Origin of the sequence: Mycobacterium sp. H4Y (assembly GCF_000364405.1) — a bacterium.
Classification (GTDB): Bacteria; Actinomycetota; Actinomycetes; order Mycobacteriales; family Mycobacteriaceae; genus Mycobacterium; species Mycobacterium intracellulare.
This window is the reverse complement of sequence record NZ_AKIG01000001.1, coordinates 2,251,451-2,273,861: the sequence shown is the minus strand read 5'-3', so window position 1 is coordinate 2,273,861 and position 22,411 is coordinate 2,251,451. Positions and strand designations below refer to the sequence as shown.

Here is a 22,411-nt window from a genome sequence, read left to right as displayed (position 1 = left end):
TATGACGGGGCTGGGTATCCGGGTGCAGCGAGTCGAGATGCCGTTCGGCGATCCGCGGTCGTGGACGGTGACTGACGACGGCTCGGTGGTGGAGCCGGCGGAGTCGTTCCTGGCGCATCTGCATGCGGTGGAGCGCTCGCCGAACACGGTCAAGGCTTATGCGCACGATCTGCGGGACTGGTTCGAGTTTCTCGACCAGCACGGCCTGGTGTGGTCGGCGGTGCGGCTCGAGGATGTGGGGCGCTTCGTGGCCTGGCTGCGGCTGCCGGCGGGGTCGCGGGCCGGGAATGTGACCGGGCTGCCGACGGCGGCGAGCATGTGTTCGGAGTCGACGGTGAACCGGAAGCTGTCGGCGGTGTCGGCGTTCTACGAATTCCAGCAGCGTCACGGCGGGGACCTGGGCGATCTGCTGGTGACCTGGCAGCGACGTGGGACAGGCGGCGGGTCCTGGCGGCCGTTGTTGGCGCACTTGGGCTCTCGACCGGAACGAATCCGCCGGATCGCTCTGCGCGCCGATCGGCGCATCCCCGGCACGCTCGACGGCGAGCAGGTAGCGGCCATCATGGCGGCGTGCGATCGGCTGCGGGATCGGTTTCTGTTCACGTTGCTTGCCGAGAGCGGGTTTCGGGTCGGCGAGGCGCTGGGGGTTGCGGCACAGCGACATCGACGCCGCATCCCGGCTGGTCGCGGTGACGCCACGAATTAACGGCAACGACGCTCGAGCTAAGGGTGGCGGTCGGCAGGTGCCGGTGCCAGCGCGGGTGATCCGCCTCTACTCCGACTATCTGCACACCGAGTACGGCGACCTAGACAGCGACTACGTGTTCGTCAACCTGTGGTCCAGCCCGGTTGGAAGTCCGTTGACGTATCCGAGTGTCTACGACCTGACCTGCCGGATCCGCAAGCGGACCGGGACGATGTTCGGACCGCACATGTTTCGGCACACCTACGCCACCGAACTGTTACGCCGCGGCGTCGCGGTGGAGGTGGTCGCCAAACTGCTGGGGCATACCTCGATCACGACCACCAGCGACACGTACGCGCACCTGAAGATCGAGGATGCTCGGCGGGCGCTGGTGGCGGTGGGCTGGTTGACGGACGAGGACGTGCAGCGGTGAGTGTAGAGGCGCTGGCCACCCAGCCGGGTACAAGCCTGCATGGTCGCCTGGATACGTTGTTGCGCAACGAGTTCCGAGTCGATGTGCTGGTGCCCGCGGCGGACGACCCGATCCTCGGCACGCCCGCCTGCGAGGTCAGCGACTGCGTGCATTCCAGCCGCTATGGCGGACTCTGTTCGGCTCATCTGCGGCGATGGAACCTCGAGGACCGTCCCGGCCGGCGGGCTTGGGTGGCCTCTGCGGATCCGACCGTGATGGGACACCGTCCGCTTCAGCCGTGCCAGGTCATCGGCTGCGGATACGGGCAGCATCGATACCGATTGTGTTACAGGCATTCCCGCGATTGGGACAAAGCCGGACGCCCGACCGTGGATCAGTGGACGCCGACCCTGGCCTCCATGACGAGCGTGTGCGCGCTGCCGGGGTGCTCGTTGTGGGCTGAGTTGGATGGCGGCTGGTGCCGGTCACACCACGCTCGGTGGCGGCAGCGAGGCCGGCCACCGGCGGCGGAGTTCATCGCCTACTGCACCAGCTACGGTGAAGACCAATTCGACTTCGGGCCGCTGCCACCGCAATTGCGGCTTGAGATCCAGTACGCGATCCAGTGCCGCGTCGATGCCAACCGCACCCGCACCACACCGCGATCGATCAAACCACTGTTGGACCATCTCGCGGGCAGCGCCTCCGTCTCGCTGCTGGACCACTCGGTGCAGGACTGGCTGGCCCGACTGCCCGCCGCCGCCTCGACCACCTCACCGCGGGCTTTCCTCGGCTTCGCGATCGACTGCCTGCTCGACGTCCGCGACGGAACCGGATGGGACAGCGAATACCCGCGTGATGTGTGGTTACTGCGACGGCTCGGCGTCGCGGCCGGCCACGGCGCCAGGTTGGACTTCACACCGGTGCAGCCACGCTGGCTGCGGGAGCTTGCCAAACGCTGGTGCCGATGGCGCATCTCCTGCGGCATCGGGCTTGGCCAGCTGCGCAAGGATCTCATCGCCATCGTGCGGCTGTCGCGGCTGACACCCGGACTGGCAGCCTCGATGGGTCCCGCCGCGCTGGACCGGGCGGCGCTGGAAAGCTACCTGGCTCAGCTGGCGGTCGCCGTCCCGCACGCGAAGACCCGCAGCAGCGACATCAGTTCCGTCACAGGGCTTCTCCGCGCCGTCCGCCAGCACCGCTGGGCGCGGCTACCCGCCGAGGCGGAACTGTATCCCAGTGACCATCCTCGCCGCGCCGAAGCGTCAGCGCCGCGCGCGATCCCCGAGTTCGTCATGAACCAGCTCGAAAGCGCCGACAACCTCGCCCGCCTCACCGATCCGCGGATCCGGCTGCTGGTCGAGATCCTCATCCGCACCGGGCTGCGCATCGGCGACGCCACCCGACTGGGGCTGGACTGCCTGATCCGCGACCACCAGGGAGCGGTCTACCTGCACTACCGCAACCACAAGATGCGCCGCGACGCCATGGTCCCCATCGACGACGAACTCACCGCCAAGATCGAGGCCCAACAGATCCACGCCCGAAAACGGTTCCCCGACACCAGCGTCCTGCTGCCGCGTGGGCATGCCAACCCCGACGGTCGATTCCCCATCCACACGGGAACTTTCGACATGCGGCTCAAGCGATGGATGGCCGATATCGCGGTCATCGACGAATTCGGCTGCCCCGTCAAAGTCACACCCCACCAGTTCCGGCACACCTACGCCACCCGGCTGATCAACAACGACGTGCCGCAGGAAGTGGTGCGTCGCCTGCTCGACCACACCAGCCACACCATGACCGCCCGCTACGCGCGCCTCGCCGACACCACCATCCGCGAACAGTGGGAACGCGCTCAGAAGATCAACATTCGCGGCGAGCCCGTCGACACCAGCACCGACGGTCCGCTCGCCGACGCCGCTTGGATGAAACAGAACCTGTCTCGCGCGAAAATGGCTCTACCGAACGGCTATTGCGGTCTGCCGATGCAGAAATCGTGCCCACACGCCAACGCCTGTCTCACTTGTCCGCTGTTCGTCACCACCGCCGAGTTCCTGCCTCAACACCACCAGCAGCTCGCCGCCACCCGCGCTCTGGTTACCCGCGCCGAAACCGACGGCCACGTCCGCCTTGCGGAGATGAACCGCGCCGTCGAGACCAACCTGCTCACCATCATCAGCACCCTCGAACACGACCCCAGCTGCCGGTGCGGCCACACACCATCTGGCGGAACATGCTGCGGAGGAGGAACATCCGATGCGTTCTGACAACACCCACCACCTGCTCGCCGCCGCTCAACGGCGCCGTGACAGCACTCTCGAACGCGCACAGCGCGCCCTGCGGGAGCTCAGCGAGACCGGTCAGCGCTACACGGTCACCGACGTCGCCGCCCGCGCTGGTGTCTCCCGCGCCTGGCTCTACGCCCAAGCCGGGCTACGCGACCAGATCCGCCAACTCACCGACCAACGCACGCCAAGGCCGGGAATCGACCAAACCCAGCGCAGCACCGACGCGTCCCTGCGGCAACGGCTCAAACTCGCCCACGCCCGCATCACTGAACTCGACGACGACAACCGTCGCCTGCGCCACCAAGTAGCCCAGCTGCACGGCCAACTCCGCACCACCCGCCTGCACGGGCCACCTGTCGCAGACACCGTCCACAACGAGAACACCCTGCTCACGCTGCCGAACGACCGAACCGACGCAAGATAACGTTGGTTTCCTCAAGTTCGCGGTTCTTGCGTTTGAGCTCACGCAACTCGCGCACGGTATCGGTGGGCGCCCCGTCGCGGACCCCGGTGTCGACCTCGGCCTGGTTGATCCAGCGTCGTAACGATTCATACGACACCCCCAAACGCTTGGCGACCGCGGTCAGGCAGGCCGTACGGGTGGCGTACTCCTCGGCATGGTCGCTGACCAACCGAACCGCCCGGGCCTTGAACTCCTCGTCGTACTTCTTCGGCATGATGCGAACAACCTTCCCTCGAAAGAAGGTGTGCATCGAACTCGGGGCGGTTCAGGTGTCGCTCGTGTCTAGGACGGCGCCCGGTGGCAACCCGTCGACTGTTTTCCTGCAGGTACCGAAGCACTGAGTCCTCGGCCTCTTGTTAGCTTTTCGGGATCTTCGGTGACGGCGCAATGGGTGTGGGTTCCATGGGCCCTCCTGGAATCATTGTCGCGCCGGATGGGGCTGATGGCCCCGACCCGGTGTGCTTGGTTGGATTGGTCGATGAGCATGTTGCAAGAACACCGGCGGTCAACAGAACAGCGAATACCTCGAGCAATTCGCCAGGTTTTGTCTTTACTTTCATTCTCGTGTCACTTCGGTGGTGTCGCATCGGTGCGTCCGGCGATGATGTGCCCTGTGTTATCGAGCGCGAGGTTCCCACTGTCCGAGCCACAAATACGAAACCGGAGTCGGCAGAACAGCTTGGGCTTCACCCCAACACCAACGTAACTGGTTTGCACCACCGTCAGGACCGATGAAGGCTACGTAGAAGCCATTCCGAAATTGCTGGCGAGGTCAAACCCGCGAAGGGGAGCCCGTCAGTCTTTCGCTGGACGGGCCCGCTGATTAAGAGTCAGCGGGCCCGGACGGCTGTCGGCGGATAGTGGATGGGCGGGGTAATCAGAGCGCGGGTTATGTCGACAGTAGTGGCATTGATGTCTGAGGCTCGGTCGCCTTGACGCTAAAGTCGGGGGGAGACCTCGCTGGCATGGCTGCTTTCAGGTGTGATCCAGTTCGTCGAGGTTCCCGTCAGCCCACTCTTCGGCGGACGCCATGGCTTCCGGATGATCGGACATCCATTTGCCGTGTGCCATGCATCGCCGGCGCAACTCCTCCTGGTCTGTGTCTCGCTGAGGCAACCCGACGTAAGCATAAATCTCTTCCTCGCTGAATGTGCGGCCTGCGCCGTGATCGGCTTCTGCTGCGATCAGCGAATCACGAAAGCCTGGTAGTGCCAACCAGAAGTCGGTGTCGTCGCCATCGTCGTCGGCCGACCGATCAGCCTTGACCGCGCTCACTGAAATTCCCCACTGACGCTCATCGAAAATCCCCACTCGTGTGGCTCCGCCGAGAAGGGCGGGCCCCCTTCGAAGCTTCTGGTGTCTGACGCCAGTTGCTCCATCGAAGGAGGCCCGCTTTCTCATGCTCACATGGGAGGACGATGTGGAAGTACATGCCCTACGCAAACGTGGTTGGACGATCTCGGCGATCGCCCGACACACCGGCTTCGACCGCAAGACGGTCCGCAAGTACCTGGCCGGCGACGGCAAGCCGGGGGTGCGTGCCCGGCCTGACCCTGATCCGTTCGATCCTTACGTCGACTACGTCACCGCGAGGCTGACCGAGGACCCGCACCTGTGGGCCCGCACCCTCTACGACGAACTCGAGGATCTCGGGTTCGTCCTGTCGTATCAGAGCCTGACGCGCAACATCCGCATCCGGGGTCTGCGACCTGTCTGTGAGGCGTGCCGGACCGCCACGCAACGCCCCAACGCGGTAATCCCACATGCGCCGGGTGATGAAACCCAATGGGACTGGCTGGACTTGCCCGATCCACCGGCATCGTGGGGTTGGGGCAAGGCCGCGCACCTGCTGGTCGGCTCGCTGTCGCACTCGGGCAAGTGGCGCGGCTATCTGGCCCCGAGCGAGGACCAGCCGCACCTGGTCGCCGGTCTGGACCGCGTGACCCGTGGCCTGGGAGGGTGCACGCGGGTGTGGCGCTTTGACCGGATGGCCACGGTCTGCGATCCGGGCAGCGGGCGGGTGACCGCCTCGTTCGCCGGGGTGGCCAAGCACTACGGCGTCTCGGTGGCGATCTGCCCGGCCCGGCGCGGTAACCGCAAGGGGGTGGTGGAGAAGGTCAACCACACCGCCGCGCAACGCTGGTGGCGCACCCTGGCCGACGACCTCACCGTCGAGCAGGCGCAAGCGAGCCTGGATCGCTTCGCCCGGGTGCGAGGCGACACACGCCTGCGCTCCACCGCCGACGGCCGCTCCTCGGTCGCCGTGGTGGCCAAAACCGAACCACTGCAACCGGTACCGGCGCAGGCGTATCCGGTGATCGTGGCCGAGATCCGCACCGCCTCGCGCCAAGCGATGGTGTCCTACCGCGGTAACCGCTACTCGGTGCCGCCGGAACTGGCCGCCGCCAATGTGGTGGTGTCACATCCGGTCGGCGGGCAGTTCTGCGACATCGCCACCATGAGCGGGATCGTGATCGCCCGACACCGACTGGCCGCCGACGGGCTCGGCGTCATGGTGCGTGACAGCGGCCATGTCATCGCCCTGGACGCCGTGGCAATGGCCACCGCGGCGACCGGACGCCCGCACCGCCGCAAGGAACGCATCCCACCCGGTCCGGCAGCCAAAGCCGCTGCCGCACAACTGCTTGCACTCAAGCAGCCATCCAACACCTCAAGTGAAACGTCCACTCCGTCAACCGATTCCACCGTCATCGATCTGTCCGCCTACGAGCGGGCCGCGCAGAACAGGACCATCCAATGACCCCTACTCCACGCACCAACAAGGCCCCCACCAGGACCGAGGAATCGCCATCGGCTGCGGCGAGCCGCTATCAGCAGCTGCGCTCGCACCTGGCCGAGCTCAAACTGGCCGCGGCCGCTGAAGCCCTACCGGCGGTGCTGGATCAGGCCACCGCCGAGGGGCTGTCACTGACCGTGGCGTTGGAGCGACTGCTGGCCGTGGAGGTCGAGGCCAGCACTGCCCGACGGTTGGCCGGCCGGTTGCGGTTCGCCTGCCTGCCCACCCCGGCCACCCTGGCCGATTTCGATGTCGATGCTGCCGCCGGGATCGACCGCAAGCTGATCGACGAACTGGGCACCTGCCGTTACCTGGAAACCGCGACCAACATTCTGCTCATCGGCCCACCCGGGCCGGAAAAACGCACCTGTCCGTCGGGTTGGCCCGCGCTGCCGCCCATACCGGCTACCGGACCTACTTCACCACCGCCGCCGATCTGGCCGCACGGTGTCACCGTGCCGCGATCGAGGGACGCTGGGCCACCACCATGCGGTTCTACGCCGGACCGACCCTGCTCGTAATCGATGAACTCGGATACCTGCCGCTGCCCGCCGAAGCCGCTTCGGCGCTGTTTCAGGTTGTCTCCCAACGCTATTTGAAGACCAGCATCGTCATCACCACCAACCGCGGGGTGGGTGCTTGGGGAGAAATCCTCGGCGACACCACCGTGGCCGCCGCCATGCTCGACCGCCTGCTGCACCGCTCCGTGGTCATCAACCTCGACGGCGAGTCCTACCGGCTACGCGACCACCACGACGCCGCGGAAACCCTGCGCCGGACCACCACCGGCACCCGCCAACCACTACACTGACCGCTGCTCACAGGTGAGGAATTTCGGCGAGCACACCTGGGGACTTTCGATGAGCGCCGTCAGCCTTACCACTCACGCCATCAGGGTAGTGGCCTAGCCTGACGCGGAGCAGGGGTTGGCGACTTTGACCTGTATGCCGCCGATATCGACAAGATCTACGTCGAGGGCAAGCCTAAGCAGCTGCTATCGACAATCGATCTCGCTAAGAAGCACGGCGGCTGCGCAGCGAGGTAGTCAGCGTGGACATGGAACTAACCCAGACACAGAGGTCACGAACCATTTCTGGTTTGTGACTTCATGCGTCACAGTTCGTCGAACCGCTCCATGTGGGCGAAAAGTGACTTGCAGTCCGGAGTCCCAAATGTCCGGTCTCGATCTAGTTGGCGGTCACTTACAGGGAGCGCCAGCAAGGATTCGACTCGGAAAGCTGTTGCGTATCTATGAAGTTGGCGGTTCCCAATGAAAATCCGACTGCCAGGTCTTGGCAGTCGCATGTCAGTCTAGGTGCCGCTCGACGTCCGTGTGCCTGTGCAGGATGCGCACTACGTCGATCAGAACTCCGCTGGCGGCAACGCGGTAATAGAGCGTGTGTGAACCCGCAGCATGTCGGCGGTAGCCGACACGAACCTCGTCGCAAGGCCTCCCGATGAGTGGGGTTGTCCGCCACAAGCTCAATAACTCGCTGAATCTCGCGCACGTACGTTTCGGCTTGGTTGGCACTCCACCGGTTACGGGTGTAGTCCCAGATCTGCTCCAGGTTGGACTGGTAGCAGGGGACACCAGGCGCTTATTTCATTGGCTTGACGCGATGTCCTGAGCTTATTTCACTGGCTCGGTGCGATGTCCTGGCAACCAGGCAGACATACCGTCTTGCACTCCGCGGTCTGTCTCTTCCCCTAGGGTGGGGCTGCCCGGAGTAGCTGTGTCTCGACAGCTACAGCTGAGTGTGCCGAACGGATTCGGGTCAGCACTTGTCGCTGGGGCTTGTCCGAGGGAGCCGACAGCGATTGCAGTGCTAACCAGTATCCTGATGATCACCTGGGTTACCCCTCATCTACCGGTGATTTGTCATCGCATCTGCGACTTGATGCGCCCGCAGGCCGCAGAGCTATACGCAGGCCATCATCTGTAGCCAGCGGATACAGTGGCATCGGGTAAACGTCTCTCGGTGTGATCTACACTACCCCCGTACGGTACCTCCGGTCAATGCTCGGTTTCACGCGCCAGGTGTAAAGGCACGCCGTCATCAGGTCTGCGCGCGAGGCCGTGTGACCCGCCACCGGCCGCCCCTGTTGTTCCCGATAGGCCCCAGTCAGTTCCGATCTCGTGCCGGATTGGCACTGTGAGGTGGTGAGCCATGATCAGTCGTTCGCCTTCGCCGCCCCGCCAATGCACATCGTCTAAGCCGGAAAGCTTCCGCTATGGGCGCCCCCGGGAGGTCGCGTAGCCATCACCGCCGCTTTCGTCGGGGTGCCAACGCACCGACTTGAGCTGGCGTGGCCTCGCTGGAGGTAAGGATCGCGTGGGGATTTGATCGCTTACGCATCGCCCTGACTGTATGTAGGCGCCGAACCGTGCTGCGGCCCACCAACAGCCGGCCGCTCAGGTGGGCAAAATGTCAGAGTGGGCGGGCTGCAGGCGGTGGGTCCGGTCTAGGCGGTGTAAGGCCACAGCGGCGACGATTCCGACGAGAACCAGTCCTGCCCATGCCAGTTCGCCCAGGCCCATTTGTCGTGCGGCGCCCATAACCGCGCCCGTGGCCAAATTACCGACGAGGATTCCGGCCCCGATGATGGTGTTGTACAAGCCGTAATGGGTGGCGACCAGTCGGCCGCCCAGCGAGACCACAATGTCCATCTCGAATGGGAAGACTGCGGCCGAGCCGATGGCCAGCAGGCCCGCAGACATCAGAAGCGCCGCGATCGCCGGCAGAGCGCCGAAGCGTTCGCGGTCTGGGACGACGATCAACGGCAGGAACGACGCTGCCATTATGGTCAGGCCCACGGCCAAACTGCGTCTGGTTCCCCACCTCTCGGCGAACCAACGGGTGATGCGCAATTGTCCACCAACCGCGGTGAGCCCTGAAACGGCGAAAAGCGCCGCGACTAGTAATGAATGAGATCCTGGCGCCAGCACCGACGCCTGCAACGGCAGTGCGAGATTGATCTGAAACGAGAGCACATAGGAACCGATCATCGCCGCGGCGAACAACAGGAAAGAGCGGTTAGCGACGACGACCCGCCAATCTTGCAATATCGAGGTCTTCTCCGGCGCTGGGTCGGCGCGGCGGCGAGGCAACGCCAGTAGTTGCACGACTGTGAGCACGGCGAAGACGACCGCCGCGCCGGCCGCGGCGACCCGAAAGTTTATGGCCATCAGGACAAGTCCAACAATTGGGCCAAGCAAGATGCCGGCGTGATTGAAAATATTGAACATCGCGAACGCCTCGACACGGCGGACGCCGACGTCGGCGGCCAGATACGCGCGAATCGCTGGGTTGAACAATGCACCGGCGAAACCGGTAGCCGCGGCGGCGATCAACACGGCGGGCAAGGACTGGCCCGCCACCAGTAACGCGAACCCACCGATGCGCAGTAGACATCCGGCCACGATCAGCCACTTGTAGCCCAGCCGATCGGCCAACGTGCCCCCCACGATGAACATGCCCAGCTCAGAGAAATCCCTGGTACCCAGGACCAGCCCGACAGCCCACGCCGCCAGCGCGAGCGGGCCGGCCAGGTAGCCGGCCAGATAGGGCATCAGCATGTAGAAACCGACGTTGATGCCGAACTGATTGATCAGCAGAATCCGGCTGGGCGTGTCGAACCCGCGAAACCGCGCCACAAAACCCACTGACCGCACCCTATACGTCAATTCCCGCTATCAAAACGCAGGCGCCGGTCAGACTGCTTGAGGCAGATCCTTGCGGAACCGTCGCAGCAGCAGCGCCGCCGTCGCGGCGAAGCCGGTGCTGAGCCCGGTCCACACTCCGGCCCCATGCAATTGCGCCGGGAACGCTAGGAGCAACATGGCGGGCAGGCCAACCAACCAATACCCGATCGTGGTTGCTCGCAAGCCGGCTTTGGTGTTGCCGATGCCCCGCAGCAGTCCCACGGCGATGTTTTGGGTGAAGTCCACGATTTGCTGAATTATCGCGAAGAAGAGGAAGAATTTGGCGATCACAATAGTGGCCGAATCGGCGGGGTCTAAAAATGGCCGTAAAACCCAGTAGGGGGCTACCACGTAGAGCAGTCCGAGTGTCACCGTGCTGATTACCCCTAGGAGAAGCGCGACGACCGCTATCTGCTCGGCCTGCCCTTTATCACCTTTGCCGGTCGCACGGCTGATGAGGATGGATGATCCGTGGGATAAGCCGATGCTGATTTGGAAGGCGATGCGGGTCAGCTGAGTCACCACATTGTGCGCGGCCAGCACGATGGGGCCGAAGGTTCCCATCACCACGGCGGCCAGCGAGGTGATCCCGGCTTCCGAGCCGTACGTCAATGAAATAGGGACTCCCAACCGCAGGATGTGGCGGGCCATTTCAGCGTCGGCATTCCAGCCGTCGATCGACAGCAGCGGGGCGAGGTGATTGTCACGGCGCAGGATGAAATAGAACGCCGCAACAGTGAGTACCTGCACCAGCGTCGTTGCCAGTCCGATGCCCGCCAAGCCCAGCCGGGGGAGGCCCAGCAGTCCGTAGATGAACACCAAATCCAGCGCCGCGTTCAGTGCGATGGAGGCGATGCTGACCGCCAACAGGGGACCGGGGCGGCGCATACCAACGGAGAACTGCCGCAACACATTCAGCCACACCATCGGAACCAGCCCTGGAGCTAAGGCAATCATCATGGGTCGCGCGAGGGCCAGCACGTCTTTGTCCACCCCGAAGACGGGCAATACATAGCCCAAAGCGATCAGCGCGGCGCCGAGAAGGACAGCCGTCAAGGTGGCCACCAAGAAGGCGGATCGGTTGATCTGGCGGATCTCCGTGTGCGCCTTGGTGTCTGGGCGGTCGCTTCCGGAACGTGCCTCCCCTTGAGCGGCCGCAGTGGCGACCAGGTTTCCCACCGCCGTGACTACACCGACGCACATGGTGCGCATCAGGTTGTATAGGATCGCGGCAAGCCCACCAGCGGCGATGGCTTGCACCCCGATGAGGCCCATCATGGCCAAATCGGTGGTGGTCAACGCAACTTGGGCGAATTGCACACCCGCGATGGGCGCGGCCAAAGCGGTGAGCTGCCGGCCGGTGCGCATCAGGGGAGCAAGCCGCACCCAGCGGTTTTCACCCACGGGCGCCCGGCTCACAAGCGATCGCCATTCTGGTCGGGGCGCCAGCGAAACCGGCCCTCGTCGTCACAAGTCACCTCGAGTTTCGGCGGCAAGGGGAGCCCATGGAACTCGGATTCGTTCTTGTCCATCTGGTAGCCAGCGGTATTGGGGTAGATCAGCAGGTCACCATAACGCGGCTGCCGCGGTAGCTCCACTTTTCGCCAGGTCAGCATGTCATAGTCCAGGCAGCTAGCCCCGCCGACGCAGCATCGGACCGGGCCTGTCGACTGCAGCTCGTCCGAGCTTTCTTGCGGCCACAGCGTCGGATCCGGGAGGAACTCGCTGGATTTCCACTGCTCCGACAAGCTCATGCTCAGCCCGAGAACGGTGATGATCCCGTAGTCGCCGCGCCGCTTGAATCCCTGCACGGGAAAAACGGTGAACCCTGCCCCGTTGAGCAACGCGCGGCCGGGCTCGAGCAGGAGCTTGGTTCCCGTCGTGGCGAATCGGTCGCCGACGGTGCCTTGGCCGCCGGCGTCCTCGCTGGAGAGGATTGCGGCCAACATGTCGGCCCCGGTCGGCTTCTGATGATAGGGGTAGAAGTGGGTGAACGTCTTGCCGGCGTGAAAGTCGCTTTCGGTGCTGTCGCGCAAGAACCGGTCCCACGTCTCGCCGTCGAGGTAGCTCACTGCGAATCCGCCGCCGATAGAAATGGACGTTGCCGCCAGGCCCTGCGCTCGTGCCTCAACAACACGGTCAACCAGCTGGGCCGCCAGCTGCGCACGTGGCGCGACCTCGTACCCGTTGAGGTGAAACGAGAATCCTTCCATGGACACACGCGACCGCTGCTGGGCGCATTGTTGTAGCGCGGCGTCCAATTCAGTGGGGTCCAGACCAAATCTGCTGTGCGGGTTCACTTCTGGAAGCACCCGCAACATGATCCGGACGCTCTCGCCGCGATGGGCCAGCGCGATAACCCTGTCGAGCTCGTCGAGGGCGTCCACTGCGATCAAGCAACCGTGGCGGGCGGCTAGCCAGAGCAGATGTTCGCTTTTGGCGGGCCCGGTGACCACGATGTCTGAACCGCGCACACCGCAACTAAGCGCATGAACCAATTCCGGGGCGCTGGCTGCATCGACACCTGCGCCGAGCTGCGCGCAGACGCGCAACCAGCACCCCGCCTTGTTGGCTTTCTTGGCGAAGAATACTTGCCCTTCCACGCCCGCCGAGTCGAGCACATCGGTAAACGCCTTCAGGTTTCGGGCGAACTGCGGCGCGAACAGCACGTGAAACGGGCCTCCGACCGCATGAGCCATATCGGCTACTAACGAACGATCAGATATGACTTCCCGGAACCATTCCGGCTCTACCGCCGGCAGCGACAACGGCGTCTGTGCTAGCTCCACAGTTTGATTTCCTGTCCGCGTCCACGAGCGATCGCTTGGGCGGCCAGTTCGTGCGCCACCGGGATGTCGGTGATGGCCATGCCGCTATTGAAAACGAAGACCCGGTCATCCTTGTCTCGCCTGCCCGGTGCTTGTCCGGCGAGGATGTCGGGAAGCTCGGCGTCCAAGCGTAACGAGCCGTTCTCGTCGGCGAAGCGGGTGCCTGTCACCGCCAGTTGGCCCGCGCTCGTCGCGGCGGCGTAGTCGGCGTCGCGCAGCGAGGACGAGTGCACGCCGGTCCCGTTGACCGAGACGAACAGCGCCCCTGGCTTGAGCCAGCTGGTGCGGAACTTGACCTCGGTGGCCGGGCCAGCCGACGTCGCGACTAGAACATCGGCTTCGTTGGCGGCTTTCTCGGGGTCGGTGACGACTTCGATGTCTCGGTCGGGGTGCTGCTCGCGGACATACGCGCGCACGGCGGCGATGCCATCCGGATGGGTGCCGAACAACAGCAGCCGATCCAAGTCCGGCAGAGCAGTCAACAGGAACGGAAAGGTGTATCGGCCTTGAGCGCCCGAACCGGTCACCAGCGCGGTGCGGGCCCCCGGCATTGCGCATGCGCTCGCGATCAGCGCGGTGTTGGCGGCCGTTCGTAGCGCGGTCACTCGGAAGCAGTCCATAAACGCTATCGGCAAACCCGCCTTATCGTCGTAGAGCGTAATGGTGATGTATTCTTTTTTCCCGTCGTCGTTTTGCATGTAATAATCTTTAAACGCCGTGATTTGTGAACCGCCGTCATAGCCGGGCATCGCATAGGCAGCCGAATCCCGGTACGGCGAGCGCATCATGATTTTCGCCGGCGCCCGAGATGAACCATCGGCCACTCGCAGATAAGCGCCCCTGACCAGCTCCATTACCTCACTGGGACTGATCGCAATGTCGGCGATATCGCTGCGTGTCAGCACGCGCAGCGCAACGTCCTCGCGGTCCAGAATCTGCTGTACCGGTTGGCTGCCTGTTGCTGCAGAAACCATTACTGTATTACGTCCTCTCGTGTTTTTGATTCAGTGCAGTGACCCAATGGGGATCCTGCTCGTGCAATTCGTGCAGCGGGGCTATGCAGGAATCTTCACCTCGACCGAGCCATTCCCCGCCTGAATCCCAGCAGCTGCTTTGCGGATCGGTACCGCCCCGCGCAGCAGTGTGGGGTTGGTGATGGTGGTGGTGCGTGTCCAGGAGGTGATGACGTGTTGGTTGGGGTCGATGAGGGTGGTGGGTTGGGGAGTGGGTTGCCAGCCCAGGAGCTCGTGTTGGCGGCAGTAGTCGTCGTTGTAGATGGTGTCGAAGTAGCGTTGGGGTCCGTCGGGGAAGACGGCGGCGATCCGGGTGTTTTTGGGGTAGGTGCGTGCGGCCCAGCCGGCGACCAGCGCGACGGCGCCGACGCTCCAGCCGCCGCTGGCGAACTGGCTGGCCGCCAAGGTGCGTGCCGCCCAGACGGCTTCGTGTGGGGCCACCCAGTGCACCTCGTTGAAGGCGGGGTAGTCGATGTTGGCCGGGTGGATGCTGGAGCCCAGCCCGCGCATCAACCGGGTGGTGGCCGGTTGGCCGAAAATGGTCGAGCCGATGGTGTCGACCCCGATCAGTTTCATGTCGGGGTTGAATCGGCGCAGCACCCGGGCCACGCCGGCGGAGTGTCCGCCGGTGCCTACCGAGCAGACCAGGACGTCGACGTTGCCGAGCTGGTCCATGAGCTCTAAGCCCAGTGATTGGTAGCCGGTGATGTTGTCGGGGTTGCTGTATTGGTCGGGGCACCAGGCTCCCGGCTCGGCGGCCAGGACTTGGGCGACGCGGTCTTTGCGGGCCTGTTGCCAGCCCCCGATCGGGTGGGGTTCGGTGACCAGGTCGACTTGGGCGCCGTAGGCGGCCAGCATGTGGCGCACGATGGGTTCCATGCCGGTGTCGGTGACCACGGTGACCGGGTGCCCGTAGGCTTGGCCGGCCAGCGCTAGGCCCAATCCGAGGCTGCCGCTGGTGGAATCCACGATGCGGGCCCCGGGCGCGAGCTCGCCGCGGGCGCGGGCTGCTTCGACCATGTGCAGGGCGGGGCGGTCTTTCATGCTGCCGCCGGGGTTGAACCCTTCTAGCTTGGCCCAAAACCCGCGATCGGGTGGGCTCAGCGGGGCCGAGATCCGCAGCACCGGCGTGTTGCCCACCAGGGCGGCGGGTCGCCGGGAGGTGGCGGGGGCGGGTGGTGCGCAGTCCCGCGGCTTGATGACCTTCAGTGCCGGAACGGGGTGAACGCATGTGTTGTCGAGAGGAAGAATTTCAGCCATGGGATTCGTCGCTTTCACGCGGGAGCCGCGAATATCGGTGCGCGGCACATGGTGACAGGGGGTCAGCGATCGCCGGCCGCCGCCACAAAGGGCAGAAACGACCTGGCGCTGACCAGTCAGCGACGAGACAGGCAGAACCGCGTCAAGACGTCTTGACCGGTAAGCGCAAAAGCCGGGGTACGGGGCGGGCCCCGCCCGGCGCGCACCGCAAACCGGGCCGGCCCAGCGGTCAGGGCCACGGCCAGCACCGCACCCAACACCGCCAGCGTCGCCAACGCGGCACCCGAGCGGGGCAGCACCGCTGTGGTGAACTGCTCATGATGGCCGCCCGAGGACCCCTTAGTCGCATGCGGATGATCGACGTTAACGGTGAACTCGCCACCCAGCGAAGCCACCAACGCGTGGGCTGGATGGCCTAGCGAAGACTGGGGATGCCCCAGGATGCTGTGGGCGCCGATCAGCACCCCCCACATCGCCAACCACGCCGCAGCCCCAACCGCCACCGCGTACCGCAGCCGTGGCGTTCCGCTAGCGCTGGCCAATCTCATAACACCCCGACCGTAGCACCGCCGGTCGTGGCCATTCGCGCTCCAAATCGAGTCGATGCCCGGCCGAGACCTGTCCGTGATCGATACCCCATCAGCCGCCCGTGGGGGTCGGCCGAAGGCCCGAACGAAGGCAGGGGAAAGTCCACACCAACGACGATACGGTCTGTACCCCATACCCGCAAAGGGTAGTGCGGCTCCAACTTCGCGTGCCGATACACGCGGCGTCGAGAGGGTCTGCCTTGCGCCGTCATAGCCATACGGGTGACGGCACGTTGCCCTGACGTGCGAGGCTACGCGAGCCCGGAATCGGGCACGGGCCCAGGTGCGCCCTCTAGCGGGCGATCACCCGTTGGGCGCGATACGGCACGGTACGTGCCATAATGAGGCCCATTAGCACTCGCATTTCCGCGATCCTGGCACCGCTTCCACGACACCGACGCCATTGCGATGGCTGACCCTCGTCACTACGCAGTAGGCGCAGGTCTCCCCGATGACCAAGACGCTGGGAGGATAGATGACAACCCCACTCGGATATTCGGCGCAAAAGGACAATTACGCCAAGCGACTGCGCCGCATCGAGGGCCAAGTCCGCGGCATCGCGAAGATGATCGAAGACGACAAGTATTGCATCGACGTCCTCACCCAGATCAGCGCCGCCAGCAGCGCCTTGAGGTCAGTCGCGCTGAATCTGCTCGACGAGCACCTTGACCACTGTCTGACCCGCGCCGCCGCGGAGGGCGGCGACCAGGCCCACGCGAAATTGGCCGAAGCCTCCGCCGCAATCGCACGACTTGTTCGCTCTTGATCGCTGCACGCGTGCATCCATCCGCTGCCGGTGGGGCTCACACGACGCAGTGAGGCGAACGGGCCGCGACAATCCGCGAGCGCGGTCGCACCGCATGACGCAAGCACACGTCGCTCACCCTTCGCGAGGGATTAAGCGCCGGGTAACGAACACACGGCATGGGCCTAAATCATCTTGGCAGCAGGCGCATTCTCTGTTCGTCGAATTCTTGCTGCGTCAGGATTCCGGCGGCACGCAGCGACGCCAGCTCGCGCAGCTCGGCAGCGATGTTGATCGCTCCGACCGGCGAAACCTGCGGGGCGATTGCTGGGGCGTTTGTCTTGTCCTTCTTGTTCGGGTCGCGGGGGGCCTTCGCCGTCTCGGCCCGGCTTCGCTCCCGACCCAACGCGCTCGTGCCGGCCATCGCGCGCCCGGCCATGCTCGCCACCGCCATCTCGCCGAACAGACTCCCGGTGCCGCTGGGGGCGGCCGCGGCGGCGGCTTCCGCGGCGGCGCCGGCGCTGGTCGCCGGCAACGCCAAAGCGGCCGGCCGTATCGCCGGGGCGGCGGCCGTCCACCCGGGCGGTACCGACAGGCCGCCGACGGTGTTGGCCTCACCGAGCCCCGCTGACGCCAGAGTTCCGAATCCACCCGCCGGGTTCGTGATGACCGGGAATGGCGATGGCGGCACCGCGCCCGCCCCCGGCCAGGACTGCACACCGGCCCACCCGCTGACGATGTCATCGGTGTGGAAACCGGTCAGCGCGCCGGCAATGTTGAAGGGAAGAGTCGTCGCACCGAAGGGGGTTACCACGCCGAGTCCAGCGACGCTGGCGGGCCCGTTCAGAAAGACCGTGATCAGATCGCTCTCCACGCCCAGCACGTCCGTCACCGACGGGTCGACGGCAGTTGGCCCCACTGCGGTTCTGGTCAACATGTTGGGTACCGCCGAGAACGGTTGCTGGGCAACCGCGTTGCGTGTGCTCCCGGCGGCGGTGCCGGTGGCCTGCGCTACGGCTCCGGATTGGTCCGCCCCGGGGTTGGTGGTCTGATCCGGCTGGACGAACGGTGTCAGCGTGGTCGCCGACGCCGTGGAACCCGCGTAGCCGAACATCGCCGCGGTGTCACGCGCCCACATCTCCGCATACTCGGTCTCGGTGGTGGCGATCGCCGGCGTGTTCTGCCCGAGGAAGTTCGTCGCGACGAGGGACGCCAGCAGGGTGCGGTTCGCCGTGATCACCGGCGGCGGCACCGTCTGGGCGAAGGCCGTCTCGTAGGCGAACGCCGCGGCCCGGGCCTTGGTGGCGGTTTCTTCGGCCTGGGCGCCGGTGGTCCGCATCCACTCCAGATAGGGGGCGATCGCCGCGGTCATGGCCGCAGCCGACGGGCCGACCCACGGGCCGGAGGTCAGGGCGGTGATCTCGGCCTGGTAGGAGTCCGCCGTCGACTGCAGCGCGGCGGCCAATTCGTCCCAGGCCATGGCGGCGGCCAGCATTGGTCCCGACCCCGGACCGGCGTACATCCGCGCGGAGTTAACCTCCGGCGGTAGTACTGCGAAGTCCACGTTCTCCTCCGATCGCTCTCATGGCCGCGAGGGCATCGACGGCTCCGGTGCGCGTCGTATGGGGGTAGCCAGCCGAACAGCAAACAAATCGCAATCCTTCGGGCAGTGCCGGTACCGCGAAGAAAGGCGACCTAATGAGACCGTCCCGACTGCTGAGGGATCGGCCTCACACCGTCGCAAGCGCTCCCACCTCAACAAACAGGACGAAATTCTCGCTACAGGTTACTTGCACATGACACAAGGACTCACGAAGGGTTTGGCGCCTGGTCCGAGAAATCACGTCCAGCCGCCTTCAGGCGCCGCACAGCCATGATGGGTTGGGGGTTGTCGATGCCCCTGACTGCCATTGGCGGCACAGCCGGATTCATTCGCTGAACGAGAATGCCGTCCGCCGCCGCGATTCGGTATGCCGGTCCACTGGTTCCATCGGGATGTAGCAATACGACCGTTCCTCAGGAGCGTCGTCGGGATCGTGACCGGGTACGGTCTCTATCGAATTCCGTGGAAGCGTCTGGTTGAGCCGAAGCGGCTGCGGGCAGACTTGTAGCTGTCGTGCAGCGGTCGAGAAGTCAGAGCACCGCCAAGGGCCGCCAGGGGAACCGGCCCTCGAACCGAGGAAAGGGCTTGTTGTGATGAGAATCAGGACTCTGACGGCGGCTGTCGCGGCGTTGGCTGCGCTGGTCGGCGCCGGCGCATGTAGTAACTCCCACACTGACCAGGCAGGCGCCACAAAGGGCGCACCGACTTCAGCGTCGGCCCCCGACGGCCATAAGCAGGCTGATGTCGTGTTCGCGCAGCACATGATTCCGCATCATCAGCAGGCCATTGAGATGAGCGACATTGTGTTGGGCAAGCAAGGCATTGACGCCCGTGTCGTAGATCTAGCGAATCAGATCAAGGCAGCTCAAGGGCCAGAGATTGAACAAATGCAGACTTGGTTGGGTCAGTGGGGGACGCCGAGCCAGACCATGATGCCCACGCGGAGCGCGATGCCGGGTATGAGCGGGATGTCCGACGAGGACATGGCCGCGCTAAAGAACGCCCAGGGCGTGGAGGCCAGCAGGCTGTTCTTGACGCAGATGATCCAACATCATCGGGGCGCGATCGCCATGGCCCAGGACGAGGTCAATTCCGGCGGATATCCTGCGGCGACGGCGATGGCCCGCTCGATCATCGCCAGCCAGCAGCAGGAGATCGACACCATGCAGAAGCTGCTGGCCTCGCTGTAACTGTCAAGACGCCCGCGGGATCACCGGATGCCCGGCTGAAACCGGCGAAGCCGCAAGCTATTACTGACGACGAACCCCGAAGAGAGCGCCATCGCGGCGCCGGCCAGCATCGGATTGAGCAGCCCGGCGGCGGCAAGCGGCAGCGCGGCGACGTTATAGGCGAAGGCCCAGAACAGGTTTCCCTTGATCGTGGCCAACGTCTTGCGCGATAGCCGGATCGCATCCGGCACCGCGCGCAAGTCGCCGCGGACCAGAGTCAGGTCACTGGCCTCGATGGCGACATCGGTGCCGGTACCCATCGCCAGTCCGAGGTCGGCCTGGGCCAGCGCGGCAGCGTCGTTGACGCCGTCGCCGACCATGGCCACCACCTTGCCGTCGGCCTGCAGACGCTTGATGGTATCGACCTTGTCCTGGGGCAGCACCTCCGCGATCACGTGGTCGAGGCCGACCTGACGGGCGACCGTGTCAGCGGCGGCCTGGTTGTCGCCGGTGAGCATGATCGGTGTCAATCCAAGCGCGCGTAGTTGGCTGATGGCCTCGGCCGACGTCGGTTTGACCGCGTCGGCGACCACGAGCACGCCGCGTGGCCTGCCATCCCAGCCGACTGCGACGGCGGTTTTACCTTGCGACTCGGCCGCCCGCATGGACTCAGCGAGCTTCTCCGGCAGGTGCTGCGACCAGTCCGCCAGTAGCCGTTCGCGGCCTACCATCACCGCGTGGCCGTCGACCATACCTTGGACACCGAGCCCCTCGAGGTTGGTGAATTCTTCGACGGCCGGAAGGTCACCGAGCTTCTCGCGTGCGGCTTTGGCGATCGCGGTGGCGATGGGATGCTCGGAGGCAGCTTCCAGCGCGCCGGCCACCCGGAGCACCTGATCGGGTTGTCCGCCGTCGTCGGTGATCACATCGATCAGGGTCATCGCGCCAGCGGTTACCGTGCCGGTCTTGTCGAGGACGATGGTGTCGATGCGTCGCGTCGATTCCAGCACCTCGGGACCCTTGATAAGGATGCCGAGTTGGGCGCCGCGGCCGGTGCCGACCATCAGAGCGGTCGGCGTGGCCAGGCCCAGTGCGCAAGGGCAGGCGATGATCAACACCGCGACGGCGGCCGTGAACGCCGCGCCGATCGACCCGCCGACGACCATCCACAATCCCAGCGTCGCCACCGACAACACGATGACAATCGGCACGAAGATGGCCGAGATCTTGTCGGCGAGCCGCTGCGCGTTCGCCTTTCCGGTTTGCGCCTCCTCGACCAGCCTGGCCATCTGCGCTAGCTGGGTGTCGGAGCCGATCCGGTTGGCCCGCACCACGAGTCGGCCGCCGACATTGACGGTGGCCCCGACCACGTGGTCGTCGGGCCGAACCTCCACCGGCACCGATTCGCCGGTCAGCATCGATGCGTCCACCGCCGAAGCGCCCTCGACGACGACGCCGTCGGTGGCGATTTTCTCCCCTGGCCGCACCACAAACTCGTCGCCGACCGCGAGTTGTTCGATCGGAATGCGTTGCTCCACAACGCCTTTGCGCACCACGACATCCTTGGCGCCGAGGTCGAGCAGCGCGCGTAGCGCGGCGCCGGCCCTCCGCTTGGCTCGGGCCTCGAAGAACCGGCCTGCCAGGATAAAAGTTGTGACACCGGCGGCGGCCTCGAGATAGATGTTCCCGGTACCGTCGGTACGCGTGACGGTCAACTCGAACGCGTGCCTCATGCCAGGCATACCGGCGGTGCCCCAGAACAGCGCATAGACGGACCAGCCCAACGCGGCGAGCGTCCCCATCGAGATCAGCGTGTCCATGGTCGCGGTGCGGTGGCGCAGGTTGGCCCACGCGGCCCGATGGAACGGCCACGCCCCCCACACCACCACCGGAGCGGCAAGCGTCAGCGACAGCCATTGCCAGTTGGCGAACTGGAGCGGCGGGATCATGGCCATCACGATCACCGGCACCGTCAGCACCAGCGAAACCAGGAGCCGCTGCCGTAGCGATGCTGTGGGGTCGCCGTCGGGCTGCCCGTTCAGGTCACCATCGGCCGGCTTCGGCTGGGGAAGCGCCGCCGAGTAGCCGGCGTCCGCGACCGCGGCCACCAGCTGATCGGGCGAGACATCTCCGACGTAGGCCACGCTGGCCCTTTCCGTTGCGTAGTTGACCGTCGCGGTGACGCCGTCAAGCTTGTTGAGCTTCTTCTCAATGCGGGCCGCGCACGACGCGCAGGTCATGCCGTCGATCAGCAGCTCGACGTGGCCGTTGGGTGTTGTCTCGATGACGGGACGCACGATGCTCTCCTTTAGGGGCCCGGCCTGCTAGCGGGCCGGCGGACCGTTCGACGGGGGTCGCACACAGTTGAGGGTTTGCTTCAGCCGGCGAGCTGGTATCCGGCCTCTTCGACGGCGGCCTTGAGCGCGTCGTTGTCGACTGGGTTGTCGCTCTCCACGGTGACCATGCCAGTTGACAAATCGACGTCGACTGCGGTGACGCCGGCGATGCTGCCGACCTCATCGTGTACTGAGGATGCGCAATGGGCGCAGGTCATTCCCGCAACCCTGACTGTGACGGTGCTCATGTCGGCTCCTTTCACGTCGACAGGCGTTTCAATCCACACTATACCCCCATAGGGTATCTGTCCAGGTGTCAACACCCCGAACGAACGCGCTGCCGAGCTCACGGGGACGAAGGTTCATTTGGCATAACCACATTTCGCCGAAAATATTGCCCCGATCGAAAGATGGCACGGACCAACAACGGCTGGTTGACGGCCTCACTGCGAAGCGAAGTGCCCATTTCTCGAGTCGCATCGGGCCGGCATGGCCTGACCCCGGTCGGTTGATCCATGG

At 65.0% G+C, this 22,411-nt stretch carries 16 protein-coding genes and 3 pseudogenes; 7 read left to right on the top strand and 12 right to left on the bottom strand.

Features of this window, described 5'->3' with window-relative positions:
• Window position 1 precedes the first annotated feature (1 nt).
• From W7U_RS09970 to W7U_RS09960, 3 genes and pseudogenes are all read left to right on the top strand, one after another.
• Window positions 2-1,118: pseudogene (locus tag W7U_RS09970) on the top strand (tyrosine-type recombinase/integrase).
• A complete protein-coding gene (locus W7U_RS09965) occupies window positions 1,115-3,367 on the top strand; it encodes a tyrosine-type recombinase/integrase (RefSeq protein WP_136244900.1) in 2,253 nt (750 codons plus the stop codon). Before W7U_RS09970 ends, W7U_RS09965 begins: the two are co-directional and overlap by 4 nt.
• Window positions 3,357-3,812, top strand: coding sequence for a DUF6262 family protein (locus tag W7U_RS09960; protein WP_008257513.1), 456 nt, complete (start codon window positions 3,357-3,359; stop codon window positions 3,810-3,812). The genes W7U_RS09965 and W7U_RS09960 overlap by 11 nt, the downstream gene beginning before the upstream one ends.
• Here the strand turns inward: W7U_RS09960 and W7U_RS09955 are convergent.
• Both W7U_RS09955 and W7U_RS09950 read right to left on the bottom strand, forming a co-directional pair.
• Window positions 3,778-4,065 carry a transposase gene (locus W7U_RS09955; protein WP_008257511.1) on the bottom strand — a complete coding sequence of 96 codons (288 nt, stop codon included), beginning with the start codon at window positions 4,063-4,065 and terminating at the stop codon, window positions 3,778-3,780. The two genes, W7U_RS09960 and W7U_RS09955, sit on opposite strands and share 35 nt — an antisense overlap.
• 761 nt (window positions 4,066-4,826) lie before the next feature.
• The gene (locus W7U_RS09950; RefSeq protein ID WP_008257510.1) at window positions 4,827-5,126 is read right to left on the bottom strand and encodes a hypothetical protein; all 300 of its coding nucleotides are present in this window, start codon (window positions 5,124-5,126) and stop codon (window positions 4,827-4,829) included.
• Window positions 5,127-5,250: 124 nt separating this feature from the next.
• Between W7U_RS09950 and W7U_RS09945 the strand changes: the two genes are divergently transcribed.
• Together W7U_RS09945 and istB are read left to right on the top strand one after the other, a co-directional pair.
• Window positions 5,251-6,612, top strand: coding sequence for a DDE-type integrase/transposase/recombinase (locus W7U_RS09945; protein WP_008257509.1), 1,362 nt, complete (start codon window positions 5,251-5,253; stop codon window positions 6,610-6,612).
• Window positions 6,609-7,459, top strand: a pseudogene (gene istB, locus W7U_RS09940) (IS21-like element helper ATPase IstB). The gene W7U_RS09945 and the pseudogene istB overlap by 4 nt, the downstream one beginning before the upstream one ends.
• A 495-nt stretch (window positions 7,460-7,954) precedes the next feature.
• Here the strand turns inward: istB and W7U_RS25515 are convergent.
• From W7U_RS25515 to W7U_RS09910, 7 genes and pseudogenes are all read right to left on the bottom strand, one after another.
• Window positions 7,955-8,216: pseudogene (locus tag W7U_RS25515) on the bottom strand (type II toxin-antitoxin system RelE/ParE family toxin).
• An 845-nt stretch (window positions 8,217-9,061) separates the two neighbouring features.
• The gene (locus W7U_RS09935) at window positions 9,062-10,312 is read right to left on the bottom strand and encodes an MFS transporter (RefSeq protein ID WP_008257507.1); all 1,251 of its coding nucleotides are present in this window, start codon (window positions 10,310-10,312) and stop codon (window positions 9,062-9,064) included.
• Window positions 10,313-10,360: 48 nt separating this feature from the next.
• Window positions 10,361-11,755, bottom strand: coding sequence for an MATE family efflux transporter (locus W7U_RS09930; protein WP_014942261.1), 1,395 nt, complete (start codon window positions 11,753-11,755; stop codon window positions 10,361-10,363).
• 11 nt (window positions 11,756-11,766) lie between these two features.
• Window positions 11,767-13,140: an alanine racemase gene (locus W7U_RS09925; protein ID WP_014942260.1), complete on the bottom strand. Its 1,374-nt coding sequence runs from the start codon at window positions 13,138-13,140 to the stop codon at window positions 11,767-11,769.
• Window positions 13,131-14,153, bottom strand: coding sequence for an ornithine cyclodeaminase (locus W7U_RS09920; protein ID WP_014942259.1), 1,023 nt, complete (start codon window positions 14,151-14,153; stop codon window positions 13,131-13,133). Before W7U_RS09920 ends, W7U_RS09925 begins: the two co-directional genes overlap by 10 nt.
• A gap of 81 nt (window positions 14,154-14,234) precedes the next feature.
• A complete protein-coding gene (locus tag W7U_RS09915) occupies window positions 14,235-15,452 on the bottom strand; it encodes a PLP-dependent cysteine synthase family protein (protein WP_225325411.1) in 1,218 nt (405 codons plus the stop codon).
• Between the two features lie 116 nt (window positions 15,453-15,568).
• Window positions 15,569-15,955, bottom strand: coding sequence for a hypothetical protein (locus tag W7U_RS09910; protein ID WP_008257502.1), 387 nt, complete (start codon window positions 15,953-15,955; stop codon window positions 15,569-15,571).
• 559 nt (window positions 15,956-16,514) lie between these two features.
• Between W7U_RS09910 and W7U_RS09905 the strand changes: the two genes are divergently transcribed.
• Entirely contained in the window at window positions 16,515-16,805 is a 291-nt protein-coding gene (locus W7U_RS09905; RefSeq protein WP_008257501.1) for a metal-sensitive transcriptional regulator, read from the top strand.
• Between the two features lie 169 nt (window positions 16,806-16,974).
• On the opposite strand, the gene W7U_RS09900 is transcribed toward W7U_RS09905, so the two are convergent.
• The gene (locus tag W7U_RS09900; RefSeq protein WP_033717542.1) at window positions 16,975-18,348 is read right to left on the bottom strand and encodes a PPE domain-containing protein; all 1,374 of its coding nucleotides are present in this window, start codon (window positions 18,346-18,348) and stop codon (window positions 16,975-16,977) included.
• A gap of 632 nt (window positions 18,349-18,980) precedes the next feature.
• On the opposite strand from W7U_RS09900, the gene W7U_RS09895 reads away from it, so the two are divergent.
• Window positions 18,981-19,577, top strand: coding sequence for a DUF305 domain-containing protein (locus W7U_RS09895; protein WP_033717556.1), 597 nt, complete (start codon window positions 18,981-18,983; stop codon window positions 19,575-19,577).
• A 20-nt stretch (window positions 19,578-19,597) separates the two neighbouring features.
• Here W7U_RS09895 and W7U_RS09890 read toward each other — a convergent pair whose 3' ends face one another.
• Both W7U_RS09890 and W7U_RS09885 read right to left on the bottom strand, forming a co-directional pair.
• Window positions 19,598-21,853: a heavy metal translocating P-type ATPase gene (locus W7U_RS09890; RefSeq protein ID WP_008257498.1), complete on the bottom strand. Its 2,256-nt coding sequence runs from the start codon at window positions 21,851-21,853 to the stop codon at window positions 19,598-19,600.
• Window positions 21,854-21,933: 80 nt separating this feature from the next.
• Window positions 21,934-22,140 carry a heavy metal-associated domain-containing protein gene (locus tag W7U_RS09885; protein ID WP_033717539.1) on the bottom strand — a complete coding sequence of 69 codons (207 nt, stop codon included), beginning with the start codon at window positions 22,138-22,140 and terminating at the stop codon, window positions 21,934-21,936.
• Between the last annotated feature and the right edge of the window lie 271 nt (window positions 22,141-22,411).